This window comes from Bradyrhizobium algeriense, assembly GCF_003062295.1.
Lineage (GTDB): Bacteria > Pseudomonadota > Alphaproteobacteria > Rhizobiales > Xanthobacteraceae > Bradyrhizobium > Bradyrhizobium algeriense.
The window spans coordinates 65,528-82,291 of record NZ_PYCN01000029.1 but is presented as its reverse complement, the minus strand read 5'-3'; the positions used below and the strand labels follow the sequence as shown (position 1 = coordinate 82,291).

The window sequence follows — 16,764 nt, the reverse complement described above, 5'->3', positions numbered from 1 at the left end:
AAACGAATAGAAAAACTGTCCTTGCCCATCTTCCTGCCGCCCCATCATGCGCCGCTCCCGCTGATGCCCTCTCCACCAAGGAATCACGGTTCGCGAGTCGTCTCAACGGGAGTTTTGCAACACAATCCCCCTAAGAACGGACATGCAGCGACTGCTGCGCCATATCGATTATGGAGAACTGGCGTTCTCCAGATAACCCTTCCTGATACTTTTTCGAAGGATAGTGGGCTATGGCGTGAACGGAATCGTCTTGTTCGAAGCGCTGCGGCGTAAGCGCGATTTGCCAATCGGCGAGTCGGCTATGGCCCAAGCTGCCATTCGCCGCGGAGAGCGCTGCCCGGCAGCAACTCGTTCTGGCGTTGAGCCCGCGTCCGGGCAACACTCATTGAGCGGCCGCTTCGACACCGAAGTCCGGAGTGCCGGCGTGGGCGGGACGTCCGCCCACGCGCCGATACGCCCTGGTCACGTGATCGCGATCGGACAGCCGTTGCTTCCCGTGGCGCCCTTGATCGGGGCCGGGGTGAAGCAATAGACGAACTGGTACTTCTTTTCGGCGACGAGCTCGTCGAATATCAGGTTCTCGTGGTTGAGGATGCCGTGCTTCGTCTGCAGCTCGGAATGGACCGCGAAGGCGAGCGACTTGTCGGGATTCGGGACCACCTCGACCGCCCAGGTGTCGGCCGCGGTGAGCGCGAGGTCCTTTTCGATCACCCATCGGGCAGCGTCGAGGCCGATGCCCGGCTCTCCGCTGTTGAAGCGGTCATTGTTTTTCATCCACAGCGAGCCCCAGCCGGTATGGAACATGATCGCGTCCCCGGCCTTGATGTCGCTCTCGGGGATGTTCTGCTTCTGCAGCGCCGCCTTGATGTCGGCTGTAGTAATCTCCTGACCGGCGTCCATCATCCCGCCCTTGAGCGCGACCATGTCGATCAGATGAGCGCGGGTGAAGAGCGGCTTCAGCTTCTCGGCGCCGAGCTTCTTGAGACCGTATGCGTCGCTGATCTCTGCGGCGGTGAAGCCGTTGTAGAACCGCATCTCGCTCTTGTCGCCGTCCTTGCCCATCTGGACGCCGATATGACCGAGGCCGTCGAATTGCGTGCCGGTCTGGCTGATCTCGGTGGCGAGAAAATCGTCATGATACACAAGCTTGTTGTCGCCGAACGGGCCGCCGGTCGGACCGCCGGGAATGCGCAGCGAGAACGCACGCGCGCCGAACAGCGGCATGCCCTGCTCGTAAACGCGTCCGATCTTGTAGATCTTGCCGTCCTTGATCCATTTCGCCGCGTCGAGGACCTTCGCCGGCGTGATGTGGTTGGATGCGCCGGCCTCGTCGTCCTTGCCCCATTTCGAGGGCCACCATGGCTTGTCGACGCCCTTGGGCATGGCGGCGGTGGTCTGCGCCTGCGCTGCGGTGACCGGCGCGAGCGAGAACTTGCCATGCATCGCGCCCGCGAGCGCCGCCCCCGCAGCGCCGGCCAGGCCGGCTGTGCGGAGCAACGTCCGGCGATCGGTTGCCGCCATCCCGCCTTTCTGCTCTTCGTCCCTGACTTCGTCGTCCATCGTTCCCTCCCAGGGTTGTGCCCAGAAGCTGGGCTTAAAAAATTATTTCCGGCATGCTCCTCCTCCGCTAGGCTGCTGTCCAGCGACAAAAATAAGACGATTGAAGTGAGGGAGCCGATGAGCCTCTTCGAGAGCGACAAGTCGGCCGAGCGGCTGCCGGTATCGTTGATCACCGGCTTTCTCGGCAGCGGCAAGACCACGCTGCTCAATCGCTTGCTGCGCCACGACGCCATGAGGGACAGCGCTGTCGTTATCAACGAATACGGAGAAGTCAGTCTCGACCATCTCCTCGTCGAGCGCGTCGATGGCGAGGTGGCTGTACTCGCGAGCGGTTGTATTTGCTGCACAATCCGCAGCGACCTCGAGGAGACGCTGCGTACACTGCTGGTCAGACGCGACCGTGGCGAGGTGCCGCCATTTCGTCGTATTCTCGTCGAGACCACGGGTCTGGCAGATCCTGCCCCGATCGTGCAGCTCCTGCTGAACAATCCATTGGTCTCGCATTTCCTGCGGCTCGATACCGTCGTGACGACAGTGGATGCCGCCAATGCAGTTCATCAGCTCGACCATCAATATGAAGCGGTGAAGCAGGTGGCGCTTGCCGATCGGCTGTTGATCACCAAGCGTGATTTGGTCAGCAACATTGCCGCATTGGAGTCGCGTCTCCGTCGGCTCAACCCCGGTGCCAGGATCGAGAGCGTGATGCATGGCGAGATCGATCCGGCGGGGCTATTCGGTGCCGGCCTGGTCGATCCCGAGAAAAAAGCGATCGACGTTGGGCGCTGGCTCAACGAGCAGGCGTTCGCAGGATCCTGCGAGCCGGCGCACGAGCACCACGACCACGCCAATCATGGCCATCACGCCCGTCACAGCCACGATACATCGATCACCAGCTTCGTGCTCGCGTTCGACGAACCGCTCGACTGGATGGCCGTTTCGCATTGGCTCGCGTATCTTCGCAGCATGCGCGGCGAGGACCTGCTGCGGGTCAAGGGCATTCTCAATCTCCGCGGGGAGCAGACGCCAATAGTGATCCACGGCGTCCACCATGTCTTCCATCCGCCGGTGGCGCTCCCCGAATGGCCCGACGCCGACCGCCGCTCGCGCATCGTGTTCATTACCCGCGGCATCGCGCGCGAAGAGGTGCTCGCGCTATGGCAGGCAGGCCGCGCGGCAGCTTGAACCAGCCGGGGCCGGGTTCCCGAACGGATGCCCTACTCCGCCAGCTGAAACCGCTCGAAACGATCAAGTTCTTCCTCGATGCGGCGCTTGTAATCCTTGCGCGCGCTCCGCGCCGCGCCCTTGCCGACCCAGCTCCATTTCTGCATCAGCAACTTCTTGTTCTGGCGATCGGTCTTCAGGTCGATGGCAGCGACGATATCTTCGCCGACCAGAACCGGGAGCGCGAAATAGCCGAACAGGCGTTTTTCCTTCGGCACATAGGCCTCGAAGCGGTGGCCGTAATCGAAGAACAATTCGGTGCGCTTGCGCTGGATAACAAGCGGATCGAACGGCGAGAGGATGTGCACCAGGCCATCGCCCTCGCCACCCGGCACCGCCCCATTCGCCTCCAGCACTTCCGGCTGGACCCAATGCTCCTGCTTGCCGGCACCTTCAAGCGCGACCGGCGTCAATTCCCCGCGCCGCACCCGCGTGTCGATCAATCGCCGCACCGCCCCCTTGCTCGGCGCGTCGAGATGGCAGATGGAATCGAGGCTGACGACGCCTTGCGAACGTAACGCGCGGTCGAGCAGGTAGGCGGTGATTTCCGCCGAGGCAGCCGGCTTCGGCGGCTTGTCCCAGCCGAAATGCCGCGTCATCAGCTCATAGGTCTTGAGCATGCCGGTTCGTTCGGAGATCGTCACCTCGCCGGTGTAGAAGGCAAGCTGCAGCGCCCGCTTCGAGGGTTTGCGGCTCTGCCAGAGATGTTCCTTCTCGGTCAGAACGTCGTCCTCGATGTCGCGGATCGTCAGCGCGCCGTCACGCCGCAACAGCCGCATCACCTTGCGGGTGTCCTCCGGCTTCACGGAAGCGAACCATCGGTGGCCCTCGCGCCGGTGTTCCCGCATCGCCGGGACGAAGAAGCGAAAATCCTTCGCCGGTACATAGGACAGCGCATGCGTCCAGTATTCGAACACGCTCTTGTCGACGCTCTGCGCCTGGCGCAGGTCGGCGCGGGCGTAGGCCGGGATGCGGCTATAGAGAATGTGGTGATGGCAGCGCTCGATGACGTGAATGGTATCGATCTGCACGTAGCCGAGATGGTCCACTGCCGCCGCAACCGCCTGCGGTCCGGCGCCGAACGGCTCATTCGTATCGAGCCGCTGGGCATGCAGCCAGATTCGCCGGGCCTCGGTCTTGGTCAGGGGTCGGGGTTCAGTCGCGCGGGGCATCGCGCGGCAATGTAGCGGGATTCGCGCGTGGGGGGAGTCCCGGTTCCATGGACGCCGCTCGCGGCGCGAACTCACCTCACCGCTTCGGCCGGTCCCCGACACTGCCGGTTGCGATCTCGGCCTCACAGGAGGCGCGGCCGGGCTGAGGCGCACTGCATTTGTAGACGGTGCCGGTGAGACGATCGACCAGCCACGCGCTCTCCTCCGTCGGGCTTTCGAACCCGGCGTAGCGGCTACCGAGCGCGTTGATCAGCGTCGACAGCAAAATTGCAGCGGCGATCATCGCCGCGCCGATCAGTGTTGGCATTGAACTTCCGGAACCGGCAGGCTCCGATGCGCTGGCACGATAACCCTGGTACTCACGCTGACGCTTGACTGACTGTAACACCCGGCCCGCCCGTTTGGTTGCCCCGAACCAATTCTTCTTCAGATTTTTTGTGAGTCGTTTTGCTAGACGCGCATCTTGCCGATTTGTTGTCCACAGATCGGCGCTGGCGCGACGGCACACAGTTTTCTTTTCTGAAGCGAGCTGCGGGAAGCGATGCGGCGGTCGCTTGTCCCGCAAAACTCCGGATGCCAGCCCGCACCGTCCTGTCACTGCAGTCGTTGTGCTGCGCGACATTGAGATCGCCGCGCCACGCAGCGCGAATTGCCTCCACCGAACTTGCCGGAAGCCCTGATGTCGAAGTCGGAGGCCGGCCAGGCGGCGCATCGCGGCAGCGGGTTGCGGTTGAGGCTGATACGGTTCCGGCCTGGGTAGGCCTGCGGCAGAGGCGGACCTGCTTCCGGTCGCCGATCGAAAGGGTGATTCAAATCACGCAAGCAAGATTGGATGATTGGTCTACCGAAGATGCCGCGAGACGTAGAATGACGCCGTATCGGCCTCAAACACCCTGCGATGCCGGCTCAAAGCCAGCCCTGGTCGGAAAGCTGGCGTTATCAATGTGACTTGAATCACATTGCCCACTTTGAACCCGTCCTATCTTCGCAGCATCAAAACGTCATGCACGCCAGCTTTGCAGGCGTTAACAGTGAGGATTAAGACAATGACCCGCTACCTTTCGATCATGACTATCAGCGCCGCGCTGTCGATGACAGCGGGCCTCGCTGTCGCCGGCGACACCGTCTCGGCCGACAAGATCCTGGACGCCCTGAAGCCGAAGCCGGGCGTGACCCGCGGCCTTTCGACCGGCCCGCAGCAGCCGGTGGACGCCGCCGTACAGGCCAAGGAAACCGGCTTCGTCAACACGCTGCGCAACCGCAAGACGCGGTCGCTGTCGCTCGGCGAGCGCCAGGAGATTGCGGAACTTGCCGCGAGCAAGCCGAAGATCGATCTCGAAATCCAGTTCGACTACAACTCGGCCGACATCAGCAAGGGCTCGGTGAGCGCCGTCCAGGAACTCGGCAAGGCGCTCTCCGATGCGAGCCTGAAGGGTTCGACCTTCGTGGTTGCCGGACATACCGACGCGATCGGCGGCGAGGCGTATAATCAGGATCTGTCCGAGCGCCGCGCCGACACGATCAAGAAGTACCTGACCGAGAAGTACGGCATCACCGGCTCGAATCTCGTGACCGTCGGTTACGGCGAGAGCAAGCCGAAGGATGCGAATGCGCCGATGGACCCGGCCAACCGCCGCGTTCAGGTCGTCAACATGGATACCAACAAGACCGCGTCGAAGTAAGGTCTTGATGGCCAATCCGCCTGCCGCTTGCGGCAGGCGGATTTTCATTTGCCGCGATCGCGGTACACGACATGACGGCTCGCCGTCCGTGGCAATCTACGACTTGTCGAGAATTTCCCGGATCCTTGCCGCCAGCAAGGCCTGGGTAACGGGCTTCTGCAGCAGTGACACGCCGGCATCCAGCCGGCCCTGATGCACGATCGCATCCCGCGAATACCCGGTCATGAACAAGACCCTCAGGCCGGATTGGCGATGATGCAGTTGATCGGCCAGCTCGCGGCCGTTCAGGCCAGGCATCACGATGTCGGTCAGCAACAGATCGATCCGGAACGGATTGGCGTCGAACTGTGCCAGCGCGGCCGCCCCGTTCGCCGCCTCGCGAACCCGGTAGTTCAGGTCCTTTAGCGTCTCGACCAGATACGACCTCACATCGTATTCGTCCTCGACGACCAGGACGGTCTCGCTCCCCGAACTGCCGACCAGAGGCGCCTCGCTCTGTCCGACGGCCTCGGGAGCGGTAGCGGCGCGCGGCAGGTAGATCCTGATTGTGGTTCCGTGCCCGACCTTGCTGTATATCTTTATCTCGCCGCCGGATTGCTTGACGAAGCCATAGACCTGGCTCAATCCGAGGCCGGTGCCCTGCCCCGGTTGCTTGGTCGTGAAAAACGGATCGAACGCTTTCTCCTGGACTTCCCGCGGCATTCCAGAACCGGTATCGCTCACCACGATCAATACATATTGCCCGGCCGGCACGCCTGCGTTCTGTTGCCGATAGCCCTCCTCGACGGAAACGTTGCTGGTTTCGATCTTCAGCTTGCCGCTGTTGGCCATCGCGCCCGAGATTTTGGCATTACTGGCGTTCATGGCGTCCTTGGCATTCACGACAAGATTGAGAATCGCCGCTTCCAACTGGCTGGGGTCGACCTCGATCTGCCATAGGCCGGCTCCCTCCACGACCTCGAGATCGACGTTCTCGCCCAGCGTGCGCCTGAAGAAATCCGACATGCCACCGATCAATTGACCGACGTTGGTCAGTTTGGGATCGAGCGGCTGCCTCCGCGCAAACGCCAGCAAGCGCTGCGTCAGCATCGCCGCGCGCTGCGCGCCGTTCGCGGCGTTGGCGATCACCCGCGTCAACCGCTCGCGCGCGGCCTCGCTCCATGTCTGCAAGCAGCGATCGGCGATCTCGAGATTGCCGCTGATGATCGTGAGCAGATTGTTGAAATCGTGCGCCACGCCGCCGGTCAATTGTCCGATCGCTTCCATCTTCTGCGACTGCCGAAGCATGTCTTCGGCTTCGCGCCGGTACATGCCTTCCTGCGCCAGGGCTACTTCAGCGGCACGAAGCTGCGACGGCGAGGGCAACGCCAGTACCTTCGGCAACAGCGGCCACAGCATCGCCGCCGTCACGATCGATGCCGCGGCCGTCATCGCCTTGACGATGCCTTCGATGCCGTAGACCGGATACCAAAGCGTGACGATCGACATCACGTGTCCGACGCCGCACGCCATGATGAACAGCGCGAACGCCCAGAACACCCATCCGAAATCGACGTCGCGGCGCTTCGAGACGAAGATCGACAGCGCCACGGGAATCGAAAAATAGGCAGAAGCAATGACGACATCCGACGCGACGTGGAGCCAGATCAGTTGCGGTTCCCACAGCAGGCATATTCCGTGCGGTGCGAACATCGATGAATCGAGCAGACGTTCGAAGAAGGCCCACATGCCAGTCGTTCCTTTGAGCGGGAATCCGACAAGACTCAACGCAACGACGAATCTACGGCGAGCCAATGACCCGTACAAGTAGACTTGCCGGGTAACTACTCGTTAAGCGTCTTGGGCGGTCTCAGATCCAATTCTGGAAGATCATCAGGCGGCTGAACGTCGCCATCGAGGTACCTATGAACGCGGCCGATATCGGCAGCATTGCGGCAAAACCGGCAAAACCGATCGCAACATAGGCCCATAGCAGCCATCCCGGCATGCTGCCGCGTGTCAAGGCATACACCAGCGCAAAGCTCGCCGAAGTCGCGGCCGGCAGGTAATAGTAAATGAACCCTAACGTTCGCGGCAGCAGCGCCCATGCGAGATAGGGACCGAAGTAGAACGCCAGCACCAGGAATGCATCCGCCCGCCGCGTCACGATCCAGTCGCGCAGGCAGATCGCGACCGCAATCAGCGCCGGCCACAGGATCAGCGGGTTGCCGAGGAAGACCACGGCGGCGATCCGGTCGTCGCCGATCTTGTCGAAGAGATACCAGACCGGGCGCACCAGGAACGGCCAGGACGGCCATGAACTCATGTAGGTGTGCCCTGCGATCGCGGTTGTGGTGTTATCGCTGAAGATCCGCCGCTGCGCTTGCAGGATATCCGAAGCCGATAATCCGTAGAGCGGAATGAACGTCGCGAGATAAACGGCGGCCGGAATCAGAATGAAGCACGCCGCGAAATGCCAGGCCTTGAAGCCGGGCCAAAGATCGGGCCGGTACCAGTCATCGGGCCGGGCGTCGGCGAATTGGGTGCACCAGCCTTGCATCAGGCGGATCATTGCGACGATGACGATGCAGACCGCGAGCACGAACAACCCGCTCCATTTGCAAGCGATCGACAGGCCGAAGCCGATCCCGGCAAGCGCGAACCACAGATGCGGCCGCTGCTTTCGAAAGCCTTGGATGAACGCCGCGATCGCGAACAGGCTGAAGGTGAGCGCGAAAATATCCAGCATCGCGATCCGCGATTGCACGAACAGCATCTGGTTGAAAAAGGCGAGCAGGCTCGCTGCAATCGCCGGCCCTTGCGCCGCGAACAGCGCCAGGCCGCACAGATACACCGCGACGATCGCGAGCGATCCGAACAGGACGCCCGGATAGCGCCAGCCCAGCGGCCCATCGCCGAACGAATGGATCGACAGCGCGATGAACTGCTTGGCCAGCGGCGGATGCATCGGGTTGAGCATCGGCTCTCGCATCACCGGCTCGAGCATCTGCCGCGCCGCCGGAACGTAATGCACTTCGTCGAAATAGAATTTCTCCGGCGTGGTGACGCCGATCAGCATCGCGAAATGCGCGAGAACAAAAAGCACTCCCGCGATGATGCCCGTGCGCATCATCGAATTTGGCAAAACAGAATGTGATGCGTCTGTTGGCTTCACGGACAATCTGACACTGAATCAGGGACAAAATGACATTGCGGCAAAATTGAGTGTGATGGCTCCAGATTTTTATGTCCATCGCGTTGAACGCATTTCGATTCCGCCATCACTAACCGACCGGCGAGTAGGCCACGCAAGTGATAATTCTGCCACATCGCACGCGCGCGATCCGGTACGATGTCGGGATAAATCGATCGGCTTTGAAATGAATTTCTGTAACTGCTTTCGTTTGCTATTTGCAATTGGCTTGGTAACTGCGTTGGCTGCTCCCGCCTATGCGCAAATGCGCGTCGGCGAAGCGGCTGTCGTCAAGAATGAAGTACTCCGCGTTGCCGGACCTTCGACCATTCAGATCAAGGTCGGCGATGGACTGGTTCGTGACGAAACCGTGCGCACCGGGATCGACAGCGCAACGCGTCTGGTGATGGCCGACAGCACCAACCTCTCGCTCGGACCCAACGCGACGCTCAAGCTCGACCGTACCGTTTTCGACGACGAACATCACTACCGCGAAGTCGCGGTGCGCATGACCTCGGGCGCGTTTCGCTTCGTCACCGGCCATTCGGACAAGGCCGCCTACAAGATCACGACGCCGTTGGCGACCATTGGCGTGCGCGGCACCACGCTCGATATCCTGTCACTGCGCGGCCAGACCATCGTCAACCTGCAGGACGGCGCGGCCTCGGTCTGCACGGTCAGCTTTGAATGCATCCTGCTCACCCGGCCCGGCGACACCGCCATCATCACCTCAGGTGTCGGCGGCCGCTCGACGATCAGGAAGACCAACAATCCGCCATGGACGTTTGCCGCGACCTGCAGCGCCGCGGCAGGGCTTTGCAGCAAGACACAATATGCGGATGCGGCCCCCGTCATCGTCGATGACGGCAGCGACCCCACCGGCATGCTGTGCGGGCGCTGACCATGGCAAAACACGTTCGCAGCCTCGCTCTATCGGCCGTGCTCGCAGCCATGGCCTCGCTTTCGCTGCTGCAGTCGTCGGCGTGGGCGCAGTCGCCCTCGCCGACACCGGCAGAAGAATGTGTCGAGTGCTATCCGCCGACGCCGACGCCAAGCCCATCCCCCACGCCTGCGGCTTCGCCGACTCCGACGTCAACGCCAGGCACCAATGCGCCGCCTGCGGCTGCGACCGGTTCCGGCGCCGGCTCGATCAACGACCTGGCCGGACAGCGCTTCAACCAGATGATCACCAACCGCGTGCTCGGCAACGTGCTGCTGGGGGTCAACGAGCAGGTCAATTGCAACGATTGCATCAGCGCGTTCGGTTCGGCGGGTTCGTTCTCGGCCGGTATTCACGGCCGCAAGAACCTGACGCCGAATCTGTCGCTGCTCGCCGGCATCGCCTATGCCCAGTACAGTGAAGGCGGCTACCGCGTCACCAGTTCGCCGATCGGCGCGTTCGCGCTGCGCTATGATTTCGTCGACTGGGGATCGTCGCGGCCGTTCTTCGATATCGGCACCATCCTGTCGCCATTCCAGAAGGTGCGCTACTCGCGCAGCTACACGACGAGCCTCGGCGCGGTATCGCTCGAAAGTTCGACCACGAGCGAGAACTACGCCGTCTATGGCCGCGCCGGCTGGATGAGCCGGCTGTCGCCGCGCGATGAGGTGGCGGCTTCCGTCGAGGTCTGGCAGCTATGGCAGCGGGTGAAGGGCTACGCGGACCCCGCCGCGGCCTTTAATCCGTTCGACGCCGCGATCGCCGATGGCACCGACCGCACCAACCTCGTCAAGGTCGGCGGACAGTGGACGCACCTGTTCGGCACAAGCGTCGAGGCCAACATCAACGGCGGATGGGTGCAATCCTTCGGGTCGCGATCCGGCATCGTCGCCAGCGTGACCGGCGACGGCACGATCGTGCCCACCATCGGCAACCAGGGCTGGTTCGAATATGGCGGCCGGCTCGGCTTCCGCATCACCAAGGGCTGGGTCGCCGACCTCTTCCTCAACGGCACCGCCGGCCCGCAGCCGGTCGGCAACACGCTCCACGGCGGTGTGGGTTTGAGGGTTAGTTATTAGGGATCATCGCTCCCTCGCCCCGCTCTTGCGGGGTCGAGACGAGCGAAGCTCGCTCTTAGAGGGTCGGGGTGAGGGGCTGCTTCCGCAAACTCGAAAGAGCAGATTCGCGGAGAGTTCCCTCACCCGGATTGCTTCGCAATCCGACCTCTCCCCGCAAGGGCGGGGCGAGGTAAGCAAGCAGCTCTACGCCGCGGCCTTCCCCTCATACGCCCGCTTCAGTCCTTCGACATCGAGCTTGACCATGCCCATCATCGCCTGCATCGCGCGCTGGGCCCCAGCGGTATCGGAACCGCCGATATATTCCATCGCCGCGGTCGGCACGATCTGCCACGACACGCCGTAGCGATCCTTCAGCCAGCCGCATTGCACTTCCTTGCCGCCGTCCGCCAGCAATGCGTCCCAAAGCCGATCGACCTCGGCCTGATCGGCGCAGTCGATCTTGAACGAGACGGCGTGGGTGAAGTCGAATGGCTTGTTGCCGTTCAGCGCCATGAACCGCTGGCCGGCCAGCGTGAATTCGACCACCAGCACCGAACCGGCCTTGCCGGCAGGACTATCAACGGTGTTCTTTTGGACTTTCTCGATCCGGGAATCGGGCAGCAGTGAGACGTACAGGTTTGCGGCCTCCTCGGCCTCGCTACTGAACCACAGGCAGGGGGAAATCTTGGACATCGGGAGAACTCCGGGTTGTCACAGGTTTGAAATGATCAGGCTTGGGCCATGGCGGATTGCGCGGCAGCGACATCCATCCACATCACTTCCCAGTGGTGACCATCCGGATCTTCGAAGCTGCGGCCATACATGAAGCCGTAATCCTGCTTCGGACCCGGATCTGCACCGCCGCCCGCGCCTTGCGCCTTTCCAATCACATCATCCACGGCGTCGCGGCTGTCGGCGGAAAGGCAGATCAGGACCTGGCTAGTGGCCTTCGCGTCGGCGATCTTCTTCGAGGTGAACTGCCGATACTTGTCATGGGTCAGCAGCATGACGTGGATGGTGTCGGAAAACACCATGCAGGACGCCGTGTCATCGGAGAATTGCGGGTTCTTTTCGCCGCCGATCGCCTGATAGAAGGCGGTCGAGCGTGCGAGGTCACTGACCGGCAGGTTGACGAAGATCATTTTGGCCATAATCGGGTTCCTTTTTTGAAGGGCTCGAGCCAAGGACGAACCCGCGGAGACGGATCCGACATCCTTTTTCAATTTTTTTCAGGCGACGAAACGGCGTGCCGTCGCATCCGGCGGCGAACGGCGGTTATCTGCCCTTGAAGTCGGGCTTGCGCTTTTCGGCGAACGCCTTGACGCCTTCCTTCAGGTCTTCGCTGTCCTTGATGACATCGAGCAGCCGGCGCACCTCGGCGACCCCTTCCAGCGGTCCCCTGGGCATGGCGTCGCGGGCGAGCTTCTTCAGCGCCCGGACCACCAGCGGCGCGTTGGCGGCGATTTTGGCCGCCATCTCCTGGGCGAGTGCGACATGCTGCCCCTTCGGCGCGACCTTGTTCACAAAGCCGATCTGCCAGGCCCGCTCCGCCGACATTTCCTCGCCGACCAGCAAAAACTCCATGGCGATCTTGTGTGGCATGCGCGCCATCACCGAGGAGATGCCGCCGGCGGTGGTGCCGATCTTGCCCTCGGGGTAGATGAAGCGCGTCGTCTCCGACGCCACGCACATGTCCGCCATCTGCACCAGCACGAAGGCGCCGCCGACCACCCATCCGGATGTAGCGGCGATGACCGGCTTGTCGAGTTCGACGCCCAATCCAGGCACCGCGTGCCACATGTTGACGGGAAGATCCCTGACGTCGGCGCCGACCGAGAAATATTTTTCTTCGGATGACGCAAGCACCGCAACACGGTCGTCGCTTTCGTGAAAGCGGAGCCAGGCTTCGCGCAATTCGTCACACAACGCATTATTGAGCGCATTGTGCGCGGAAGCGCGATCCATGGTGACGGTGGCGACGTGGCCCGCGCTCTCGTAGCGAACAAGCTTCATGGCATTCCCCGCGATATCCGCACGAAGGCGGCCTTTAGTTATTACTTCTTCTCGGCGGGATCGCGATGCACGGGATCGACCCACAGGACGGTCTCTGGCTTTTCCACCGGCTCGATATCGAGGTTGATGGCCACCGCCTCGCCGTCGCTGCGCACCAGCACGCATTCCAGCACCTCGTCGCGGCTGGCGTTGATCTCCTGATGCGGCACGTAGGGCGGCACGAAAATGAAATCGCCGGGGCCAGCTTCGGCGGTGAACTGCAAATGCTCGCCCCAGCGCATCCGGGCCTTGCCCTTCACGACATAGATGATGCTTTCGAGATGGCCGTGATGGTGCGCGCCGGTCTTGGCGTCGGGCCGGATCGTCACGGTGCCCGCCCACAATTTCTGCGCACCGACGCGGGCGAAATTGATCGCGGCCTTGCGGTCCATGCCCGCAGTTGACGGCACGTTGGGATCGAGCTGATTGCCGGGAATGACGCGGACGCCGTCATGCTTCCAGCGCTCAGTATCGCCGTGCGAATGATCGTGATCGTGGGAATGGCTGTGGTCGTGCGTACCGGTCATTGTGCGCCTTCTCGGAATATCGTTGGTCCGAACGGTATCGAAAAGTAGGGCCGCAAACCAGAAGATTAAGGGAGCCTGCGGCGCATGGGCGCCCCGGTTTTCGTCATGGCCGGGCACGTCCCTCGCCTATACGCGCCCTGGCGCTTGCCGCGCATCAGCGCCGTCTGGACATCACATCCGGATTGACCACATTGGTCGGCGTGCCCGCGGCATACGCCAAAATCTGGTCGAAGATGTCCGTGAACTGGAGTTCGTATTCGTCGCGCGAAACGTAGCCGAGATGCGGCGTGCAGACCACATTGTCCATGGTCAGCAAGGGATCGTTGACGTCGCGGAGCGGCTCTTTCTCGTACACATCCACCGCCGCCATGCCGGGCCGGCCGGCACGCAGCGCATCGACCAGCGCGTTCGGCGCGATCAGCGGCGCACGGCTGGTATTGACCAGGAGCGCCGAGGGTTTCATGCGCGCGAGGTCTTCTGCCTTGACGATGCCGCGCGTGGCATCGACCAGGCGCATGTGCAGCGAAAGCACGTCGCATCGTTCGAAGAAATCAGCCTTGCTGGCGGCGGTCTCGTATCCGTCGGCGCGGGCCTTCGCCATGGCCGGCTCGCGCGCCCATACCAGCACGTTCATGCCGAACGCCTTGCCGTAGCCGGCGACGACGGCGCCGATCCGCCCGTAGCCATAGATGCCGAGCGTCTTGCCGCGCAGAGTGTGGCCGACGCCAATCTGCCATTTGCCGGCCTTGAGCGCCGCCATCTGCTGCGGGATCGCGCGCATCGCCGCCAGGATCAGGCCCCAGGTGAACTCGGCGGTCGCGTAAGACGGCGTGTCGGCGTGCTGGCTCGACGACACGACGATGCCAAGCCGGGTGCAGGTCTCGATATCGATATGCGGAAAGACGCTGCGCTGGCTGATCAGTTTCAGTTTCGGCAGGCGCTCCAGCAGGGCGTTGCGAATCTGCGTGCGCTCCCGGATCAGCACCAGCGCTTCGGTATCACGCAGCCGTTCCGCCAGCACATCGTTGTCCTGGACGTGATCGTTCCAGATGGTCACGTCGTGGCCGGCGAGCTTGCCGAAGCAATCGAGGGTGCGCAGCGTGTCGAAATAATCGTCGAGGATCGAGACCTTCACGATGCGCTTCCCCCGTTGCTGGTTACTTCACCGCCAGCAATTCGACGTCGAACATCAGCGTCGCATTCGGCGGGATGACGCCGCCGGCGCCCCGTGCACCATAACCAAGCGCGGGCGGAATGATCAGCGTGCGCTTGCCGCCGACTTTCATGGAGGCAACGCCCTCGTCCCAGCCGGCGATCACCTGACGCTGGCCGATCGGAAACTCGAACGGCTCGTTGCGATCAACAGAGGAGTCGAACTTCTTGCCCTTCTGGCCGTTCTCGTAGAGCCATCCTGTATAATGCATCACGCAAGTCTGGCCGGTCTTCGGCGACGCGCCGGTGCCGACCGTGCTGTCGATGATCTGCAAGCCTGAAGCTGTGGTCATAGGTTTTCCTGCGGTCTGGGCCGATGCCATCCTGATGGCAACGGGCGTGGCAACCGCGGCCGCCATGGCGGCAGTAGCGGTCCGGATGAACGTGCGTCGGGAGAAGCGCATCTGTTGAACCTCTTCTTGGCGAGACGAAGCTTCTAGACGCTCAATAGCCCAGCGCGCAACCGTCCTTGCGGGGATCGGAACCGCCGGTCAGCGTGCCCTTGTCCCAGTCTATCCAGATCGCCTGGCCGCCGCCGAGCGGGCCGACCACGCTGGTGGTCTTGTGGCCGATCTTCTTCAGGCCCTCGACGATCTCGGCTGGCACGCTGTCCTCGAGCTGGTAGACGCCTTCATAATGCAGGCCGCGCGGCATATCGATGGCTTCCTGCACGTCGCAGCCATAGTCGAGCATGTTGGTCAGCACGCGGGTCTGGCCCACCGGCTGATACTGTCCGCCCATCACGCCGAACGGCATCAACGCGCGACCATTCTTGGTGGCGAGTGAGGGAATAATGGTGTGCAGCGGCCGCTTGCCCGGCGCGATGCAATTGGGATGGCCGGGCTGGATCCGGAAACCGCCGGCGCGGTTCTGCAGCAGGATGCCGGTCTTGTTGGACACGATCGCCGAGCCGAAGGAATGCGCGATCGAGTTGATGAACGAGCAGACGTTGCGGTCCTTGTCGACCACGGTGATGTAGACCGTGGACGGATTCATCGGCGGCGCCACGTTCGGCAGATCAAGCAGCCGGTCCATCCTGATGTTCTTGATGTGCTCCTCGGCGAATTCCTTCGCGAGGATGCCGGCGACGTCGACATGAACCTGCTGCGGATCGCCAATGTACTGCTCGCGCATCATGTAGGCGATGCGCGCGGCTTCCGCCTCGAGATGGAAGCGCTCGACGCTGAGCGCGGGAAACTTCGTCAGGTCGAAGCGGGAGAGGATGTTCAGCATCACCAGCATGGTGATGCCCGGGCCATTTGGCGGGCACTGCCAGACATCGTGGCCCTTGTACATCGTGCCGATCGGCGACGTGGCTTCGGTCGAATGCGCGGCGAAATCTTCCAGCGTGTGCAGGCCGCCGATGCCGCGCAAGGTTTCCACCATGTCGGCTGCGATCTCGCCGGCATAGAACGCGTCGCGGCCGTTCTTGGCGATCGCGCGCAGCGTCTTGCCGAGCTCCGGCTGATGGATCACATCGCCGGCCACCGCCGGCTTGCCGTGCGGCAAAAGATAGCGTTCGGTGTTGGTGCCGTTCTTCAGCTTCTCGAACTGGTTCTTCCAGTCGAAGGCGATGCGCGGCGCGACGACATAGCCTTCTTCGGCCGCCTTGATCGCGGGCTGCAGCAGCGTGTCGAGCCCCATCTTGCCATGGTCGCGCAGGATCGTATCCCAGGCGTCGATCGCGCCGGGAATGCTCACCGCATGGGCCGATGTCAGCGGCACCGAATGGATCTTGCGCTCGAGATACCATTCGGCCGTTGCCGCCATCGGCGCGCGGCCGGAGCCGTTATAGGCCGTTATCTTGCCCTCGCCCTTCGGCTGGATCAGCGCGAAACAATCGCCGCCGATGCCGGTCGATTGCGGCTCGATGACGCCGAGCAGCGCACAGGCCGCAACCGCGGCGTCCGCAGCCGTACCGCCCGCGCGCATCACGTCGATGGCGACAAGCGCGGCCTCCGGGTGCGACGTCGCCACCATCGCGTTCTGGGCATGGACCGTGGAGCGGCCGGCGAAATGGAAATTCCTCATCGCGAGTGCTTTCTTTTCAGCGTTTCTTCAATATTTCTTGGGCATCCCGCTGGGGACGATCGGGTGAGTTTACAGACGGTTCTTTGGCATATTCATCCCCAACTGGGCAATGGCTGGCATGCCAAGGTCCCGCGGTG

The 16,764-nt window shown here is 62.5% G+C and carries 15 protein-coding genes and 1 pseudogene; 4 read left to right on the top strand and 12 right to left on the bottom strand.

Annotated features, from left to right (window positions below):
* Positions 1–462 precede the first annotated feature (462 nt).
* Positions 463–1,443 carry a cyclase family protein gene (locus tag C7G61_RS34425; protein WP_244608593.1) on the bottom strand — a complete coding sequence of 327 codons (981 nt, stop codon included), beginning with the start codon at positions 1,441–1,443 and terminating at the stop codon, positions 463–465.
* Here C7G61_RS34425 and C7G61_RS34420 point away from each other — a divergent pair.
* Positions 1,438–2,742: a CobW family GTP-binding protein gene (locus tag C7G61_RS34420; protein WP_244608592.1), complete on the top strand. Its 1,305-nt coding sequence runs from the start codon at positions 1,438–1,440 to the stop codon at positions 2,740–2,742. The genes C7G61_RS34425 and C7G61_RS34420 overlap by 6 nt on opposite strands.
* A gap of 32 nt (positions 2,743–2,774) precedes the next feature.
* On the opposite strand, the gene C7G61_RS34415 is transcribed toward C7G61_RS34420, so the two are convergent.
* Together C7G61_RS34415 and C7G61_RS34410 are read right to left on the bottom strand one after the other, a co-directional pair.
* Complete coding sequence (locus C7G61_RS34415; protein ID WP_108522154.1) at positions 2,775–3,953, bottom strand: winged helix-turn-helix domain-containing protein; 1,179 nt, start codon at positions 3,951–3,953, stop codon at positions 2,775–2,777.
* Positions 3,954–4,029: 76 nt separating this feature from the next.
* Positions 4,030–4,260: a hypothetical protein gene (locus C7G61_RS34410; RefSeq protein WP_108522153.1), complete on the bottom strand. Its 231-nt coding sequence runs from the start codon at positions 4,258–4,260 to the stop codon at positions 4,030–4,032.
* Between the two features lie 739 nt (positions 4,261–4,999).
* On the opposite strand from C7G61_RS34410, the gene C7G61_RS34405 reads away from it, so the two are divergent.
* Complete coding sequence (locus C7G61_RS34405; protein WP_108522152.1) at positions 5,000–5,635, top strand: OmpA family protein; 636 nt, start codon at positions 5,000–5,002, stop codon at positions 5,633–5,635.
* A 96-nt stretch (positions 5,636–5,731) separates the two neighbouring features.
* Here the strand turns inward: C7G61_RS34405 and C7G61_RS34400 are convergent, their stop codons facing one another.
* Together C7G61_RS34400 and C7G61_RS34395 are read right to left on the bottom strand one after the other, a co-directional pair.
* Complete coding sequence (locus tag C7G61_RS34400; RefSeq protein ID WP_108522151.1) at positions 5,732–7,363, bottom strand: response regulator; 1,632 nt, start codon at positions 7,361–7,363, stop codon at positions 5,732–5,734.
* Positions 7,364–7,484: 121 nt separating this feature from the next.
* Positions 7,485–8,744: a phospholipid carrier-dependent glycosyltransferase gene (locus C7G61_RS34395; RefSeq protein ID WP_420836815.1), complete on the bottom strand. Its 1,260-nt coding sequence runs from the start codon at positions 8,742–8,744 to the stop codon at positions 7,485–7,487.
* 222 nt (positions 8,745–8,966) lie between these two features.
* Here C7G61_RS34395 and C7G61_RS34390 point away from each other — a divergent pair.
* Positions 8,967–9,708: pseudogene (locus tag C7G61_RS34390) on the top strand (FecR family protein).
* Between the two features lie 2 nt (positions 9,709–9,710).
* A complete protein-coding gene (locus C7G61_RS34385) occupies positions 9,711–10,826 on the top strand; it encodes a hypothetical protein (RefSeq protein WP_190242103.1) in 1,116 nt (371 codons plus the stop codon).
* A gap of 183 nt (positions 10,827–11,009) precedes the next feature.
* Here the strand turns inward: C7G61_RS34385 and C7G61_RS34380 are convergent, their stop codons facing one another.
* From C7G61_RS34380 to ggt, 7 genes are all read right to left on the bottom strand, one after another.
* The gene (locus C7G61_RS34380; RefSeq protein WP_108522147.1) at positions 11,010–11,498 is read right to left on the bottom strand and encodes a VOC family protein; all 489 of its coding nucleotides are present in this window, start codon (positions 11,496–11,498) and stop codon (positions 11,010–11,012) included.
* A 35-nt stretch (positions 11,499–11,533) separates the two neighbouring features.
* Positions 11,534–11,956, bottom strand: a complete 423-nt coding sequence (locus C7G61_RS34375; protein ID WP_108522146.1) for a VOC family protein — start codon at positions 11,954–11,956, stop codon at positions 11,534–11,536.
* 124 nt (positions 11,957–12,080) lie between these two features.
* Positions 12,081–12,818, bottom strand: a complete 738-nt coding sequence (locus tag C7G61_RS34370; RefSeq protein ID WP_108522145.1) for an enoyl-CoA hydratase/isomerase family protein — start codon at positions 12,816–12,818, stop codon at positions 12,081–12,083.
* Positions 12,819–12,859: 41 nt separating this feature from the next.
* Complete coding sequence (locus C7G61_RS34365) at positions 12,860–13,384, bottom strand: cupin domain-containing protein (protein WP_108522144.1); 525 nt, start codon at positions 13,382–13,384, stop codon at positions 12,860–12,862.
* Between the two features lie 154 nt (positions 13,385–13,538).
* Positions 13,539–14,519 carry a D-2-hydroxyacid dehydrogenase family protein gene (locus tag C7G61_RS34360; RefSeq protein WP_108522143.1) on the bottom strand — a complete coding sequence of 327 codons (981 nt, stop codon included), beginning with the start codon at positions 14,517–14,519 and terminating at the stop codon, positions 13,539–13,541.
* A 22-nt stretch (positions 14,520–14,541) separates the two neighbouring features.
* On the bottom strand, positions 14,542–15,000 hold the full coding sequence (locus C7G61_RS34355; protein ID WP_420836814.1) for an FKBP-type peptidyl-prolyl cis-trans isomerase: 459 nt from the start codon (positions 14,998–15,000) through the stop codon (positions 14,542–14,544).
* A 40-nt stretch (positions 15,001–15,040) separates the two neighbouring features.
* Positions 15,041–16,627 (bottom strand): gamma-glutamyltransferase, encoded by a 1,587-nt coding sequence (ggt, locus tag C7G61_RS34350; RefSeq protein ID WP_108522141.1) that lies wholly within the window; start codon positions 16,625–16,627, stop codon positions 15,041–15,043.
* Between the last annotated feature and the right edge of the window lie 137 nt (positions 16,628–16,764).

What these genes read in the sequence shown, in the direction of transcription:
- C7G61_RS34420 (WP_244608592.1), top strand. Translation starts at nt 1,438, where the DNA reads ATGCATCGCGCCCGCGAGCGCCGCCCCCGCAGCGCCGGCCAGGCCGGC.
- C7G61_RS34425 (WP_244608593.1), bottom strand. Translation starts at nt 1,443, where the DNA reads ATGCATGGCAAGTTCTCGCTCGCGCCGGTCACCGCAGCGCAGGCGCAG.
- C7G61_RS34415 (WP_108522154.1), bottom strand. Translation starts at nt 3,953, where the DNA reads ATGCCCCGCGCGACTGAACCCCGACCCCTGACCAAGACCGAGGCCCGG.
- C7G61_RS34410 (WP_108522153.1), bottom strand. Translation starts at nt 4,260, where the DNA reads ATGCCAACACTGATCGGCGCGGCGATGATCGCCGCTGCAATTTTGCTG.
- C7G61_RS34405 (WP_108522152.1), top strand. Translation starts at nt 5,000, where the DNA reads ATGACCCGCTACCTTTCGATCATGACTATCAGCGCCGCGCTGTCGATG.
- C7G61_RS34400 (WP_108522151.1), bottom strand. Translation starts at nt 7,363, where the DNA reads ATGTGGGCCTTCTTCGAACGTCTGCTCGATTCATCGATGTTCGCACCG.
- C7G61_RS34395 (WP_420836815.1), bottom strand. Translation starts at nt 8,744, where the DNA reads ATGCGCACGGGCATCATCGCGGGAGTGCTTTTTGTTCTCGCGCATTTC.
- C7G61_RS34385 (WP_190242103.1), top strand. Translation starts at nt 9,711, where the DNA reads ATGGCAAAACACGTTCGCAGCCTCGCTCTATCGGCCGTGCTCGCAGCC.
- C7G61_RS34380 (WP_108522147.1), bottom strand. Translation starts at nt 11,498, where the DNA reads ATGTCCAAGATTTCCCCCTGCCTGTGGTTCAGTAGCGAGGCCGAGGAG.
- C7G61_RS34375 (WP_108522146.1), bottom strand. Translation starts at nt 11,956, where the DNA reads ATGGCCAAAATGATCTTCGTCAACCTGCCGGTCAGTGACCTCGCACGC.
- C7G61_RS34370 (WP_108522145.1), bottom strand. Translation starts at nt 12,818, where the DNA reads ATGAAGCTTGTTCGCTACGAGAGCGCGGGCCACGTCGCCACCGTCACC.
- C7G61_RS34365 (WP_108522144.1), bottom strand. Translation starts at nt 13,384, where the DNA reads ATGACCGGTACGCACGACCACAGCCATTCCCACGATCACGATCATTCG.
- C7G61_RS34355 (WP_420836814.1), bottom strand. Translation starts at nt 15,000, where the DNA reads ATGCGCTTCTCCCGACGCACGTTCATCCGGACCGCTACTGCCGCCATG.
- ggt (WP_108522141.1), bottom strand. Translation starts at nt 16,627, where the DNA reads ATGAGGAATTTCCATTTCGCCGGCCGCTCCACGGTCCATGCCCAGAAC.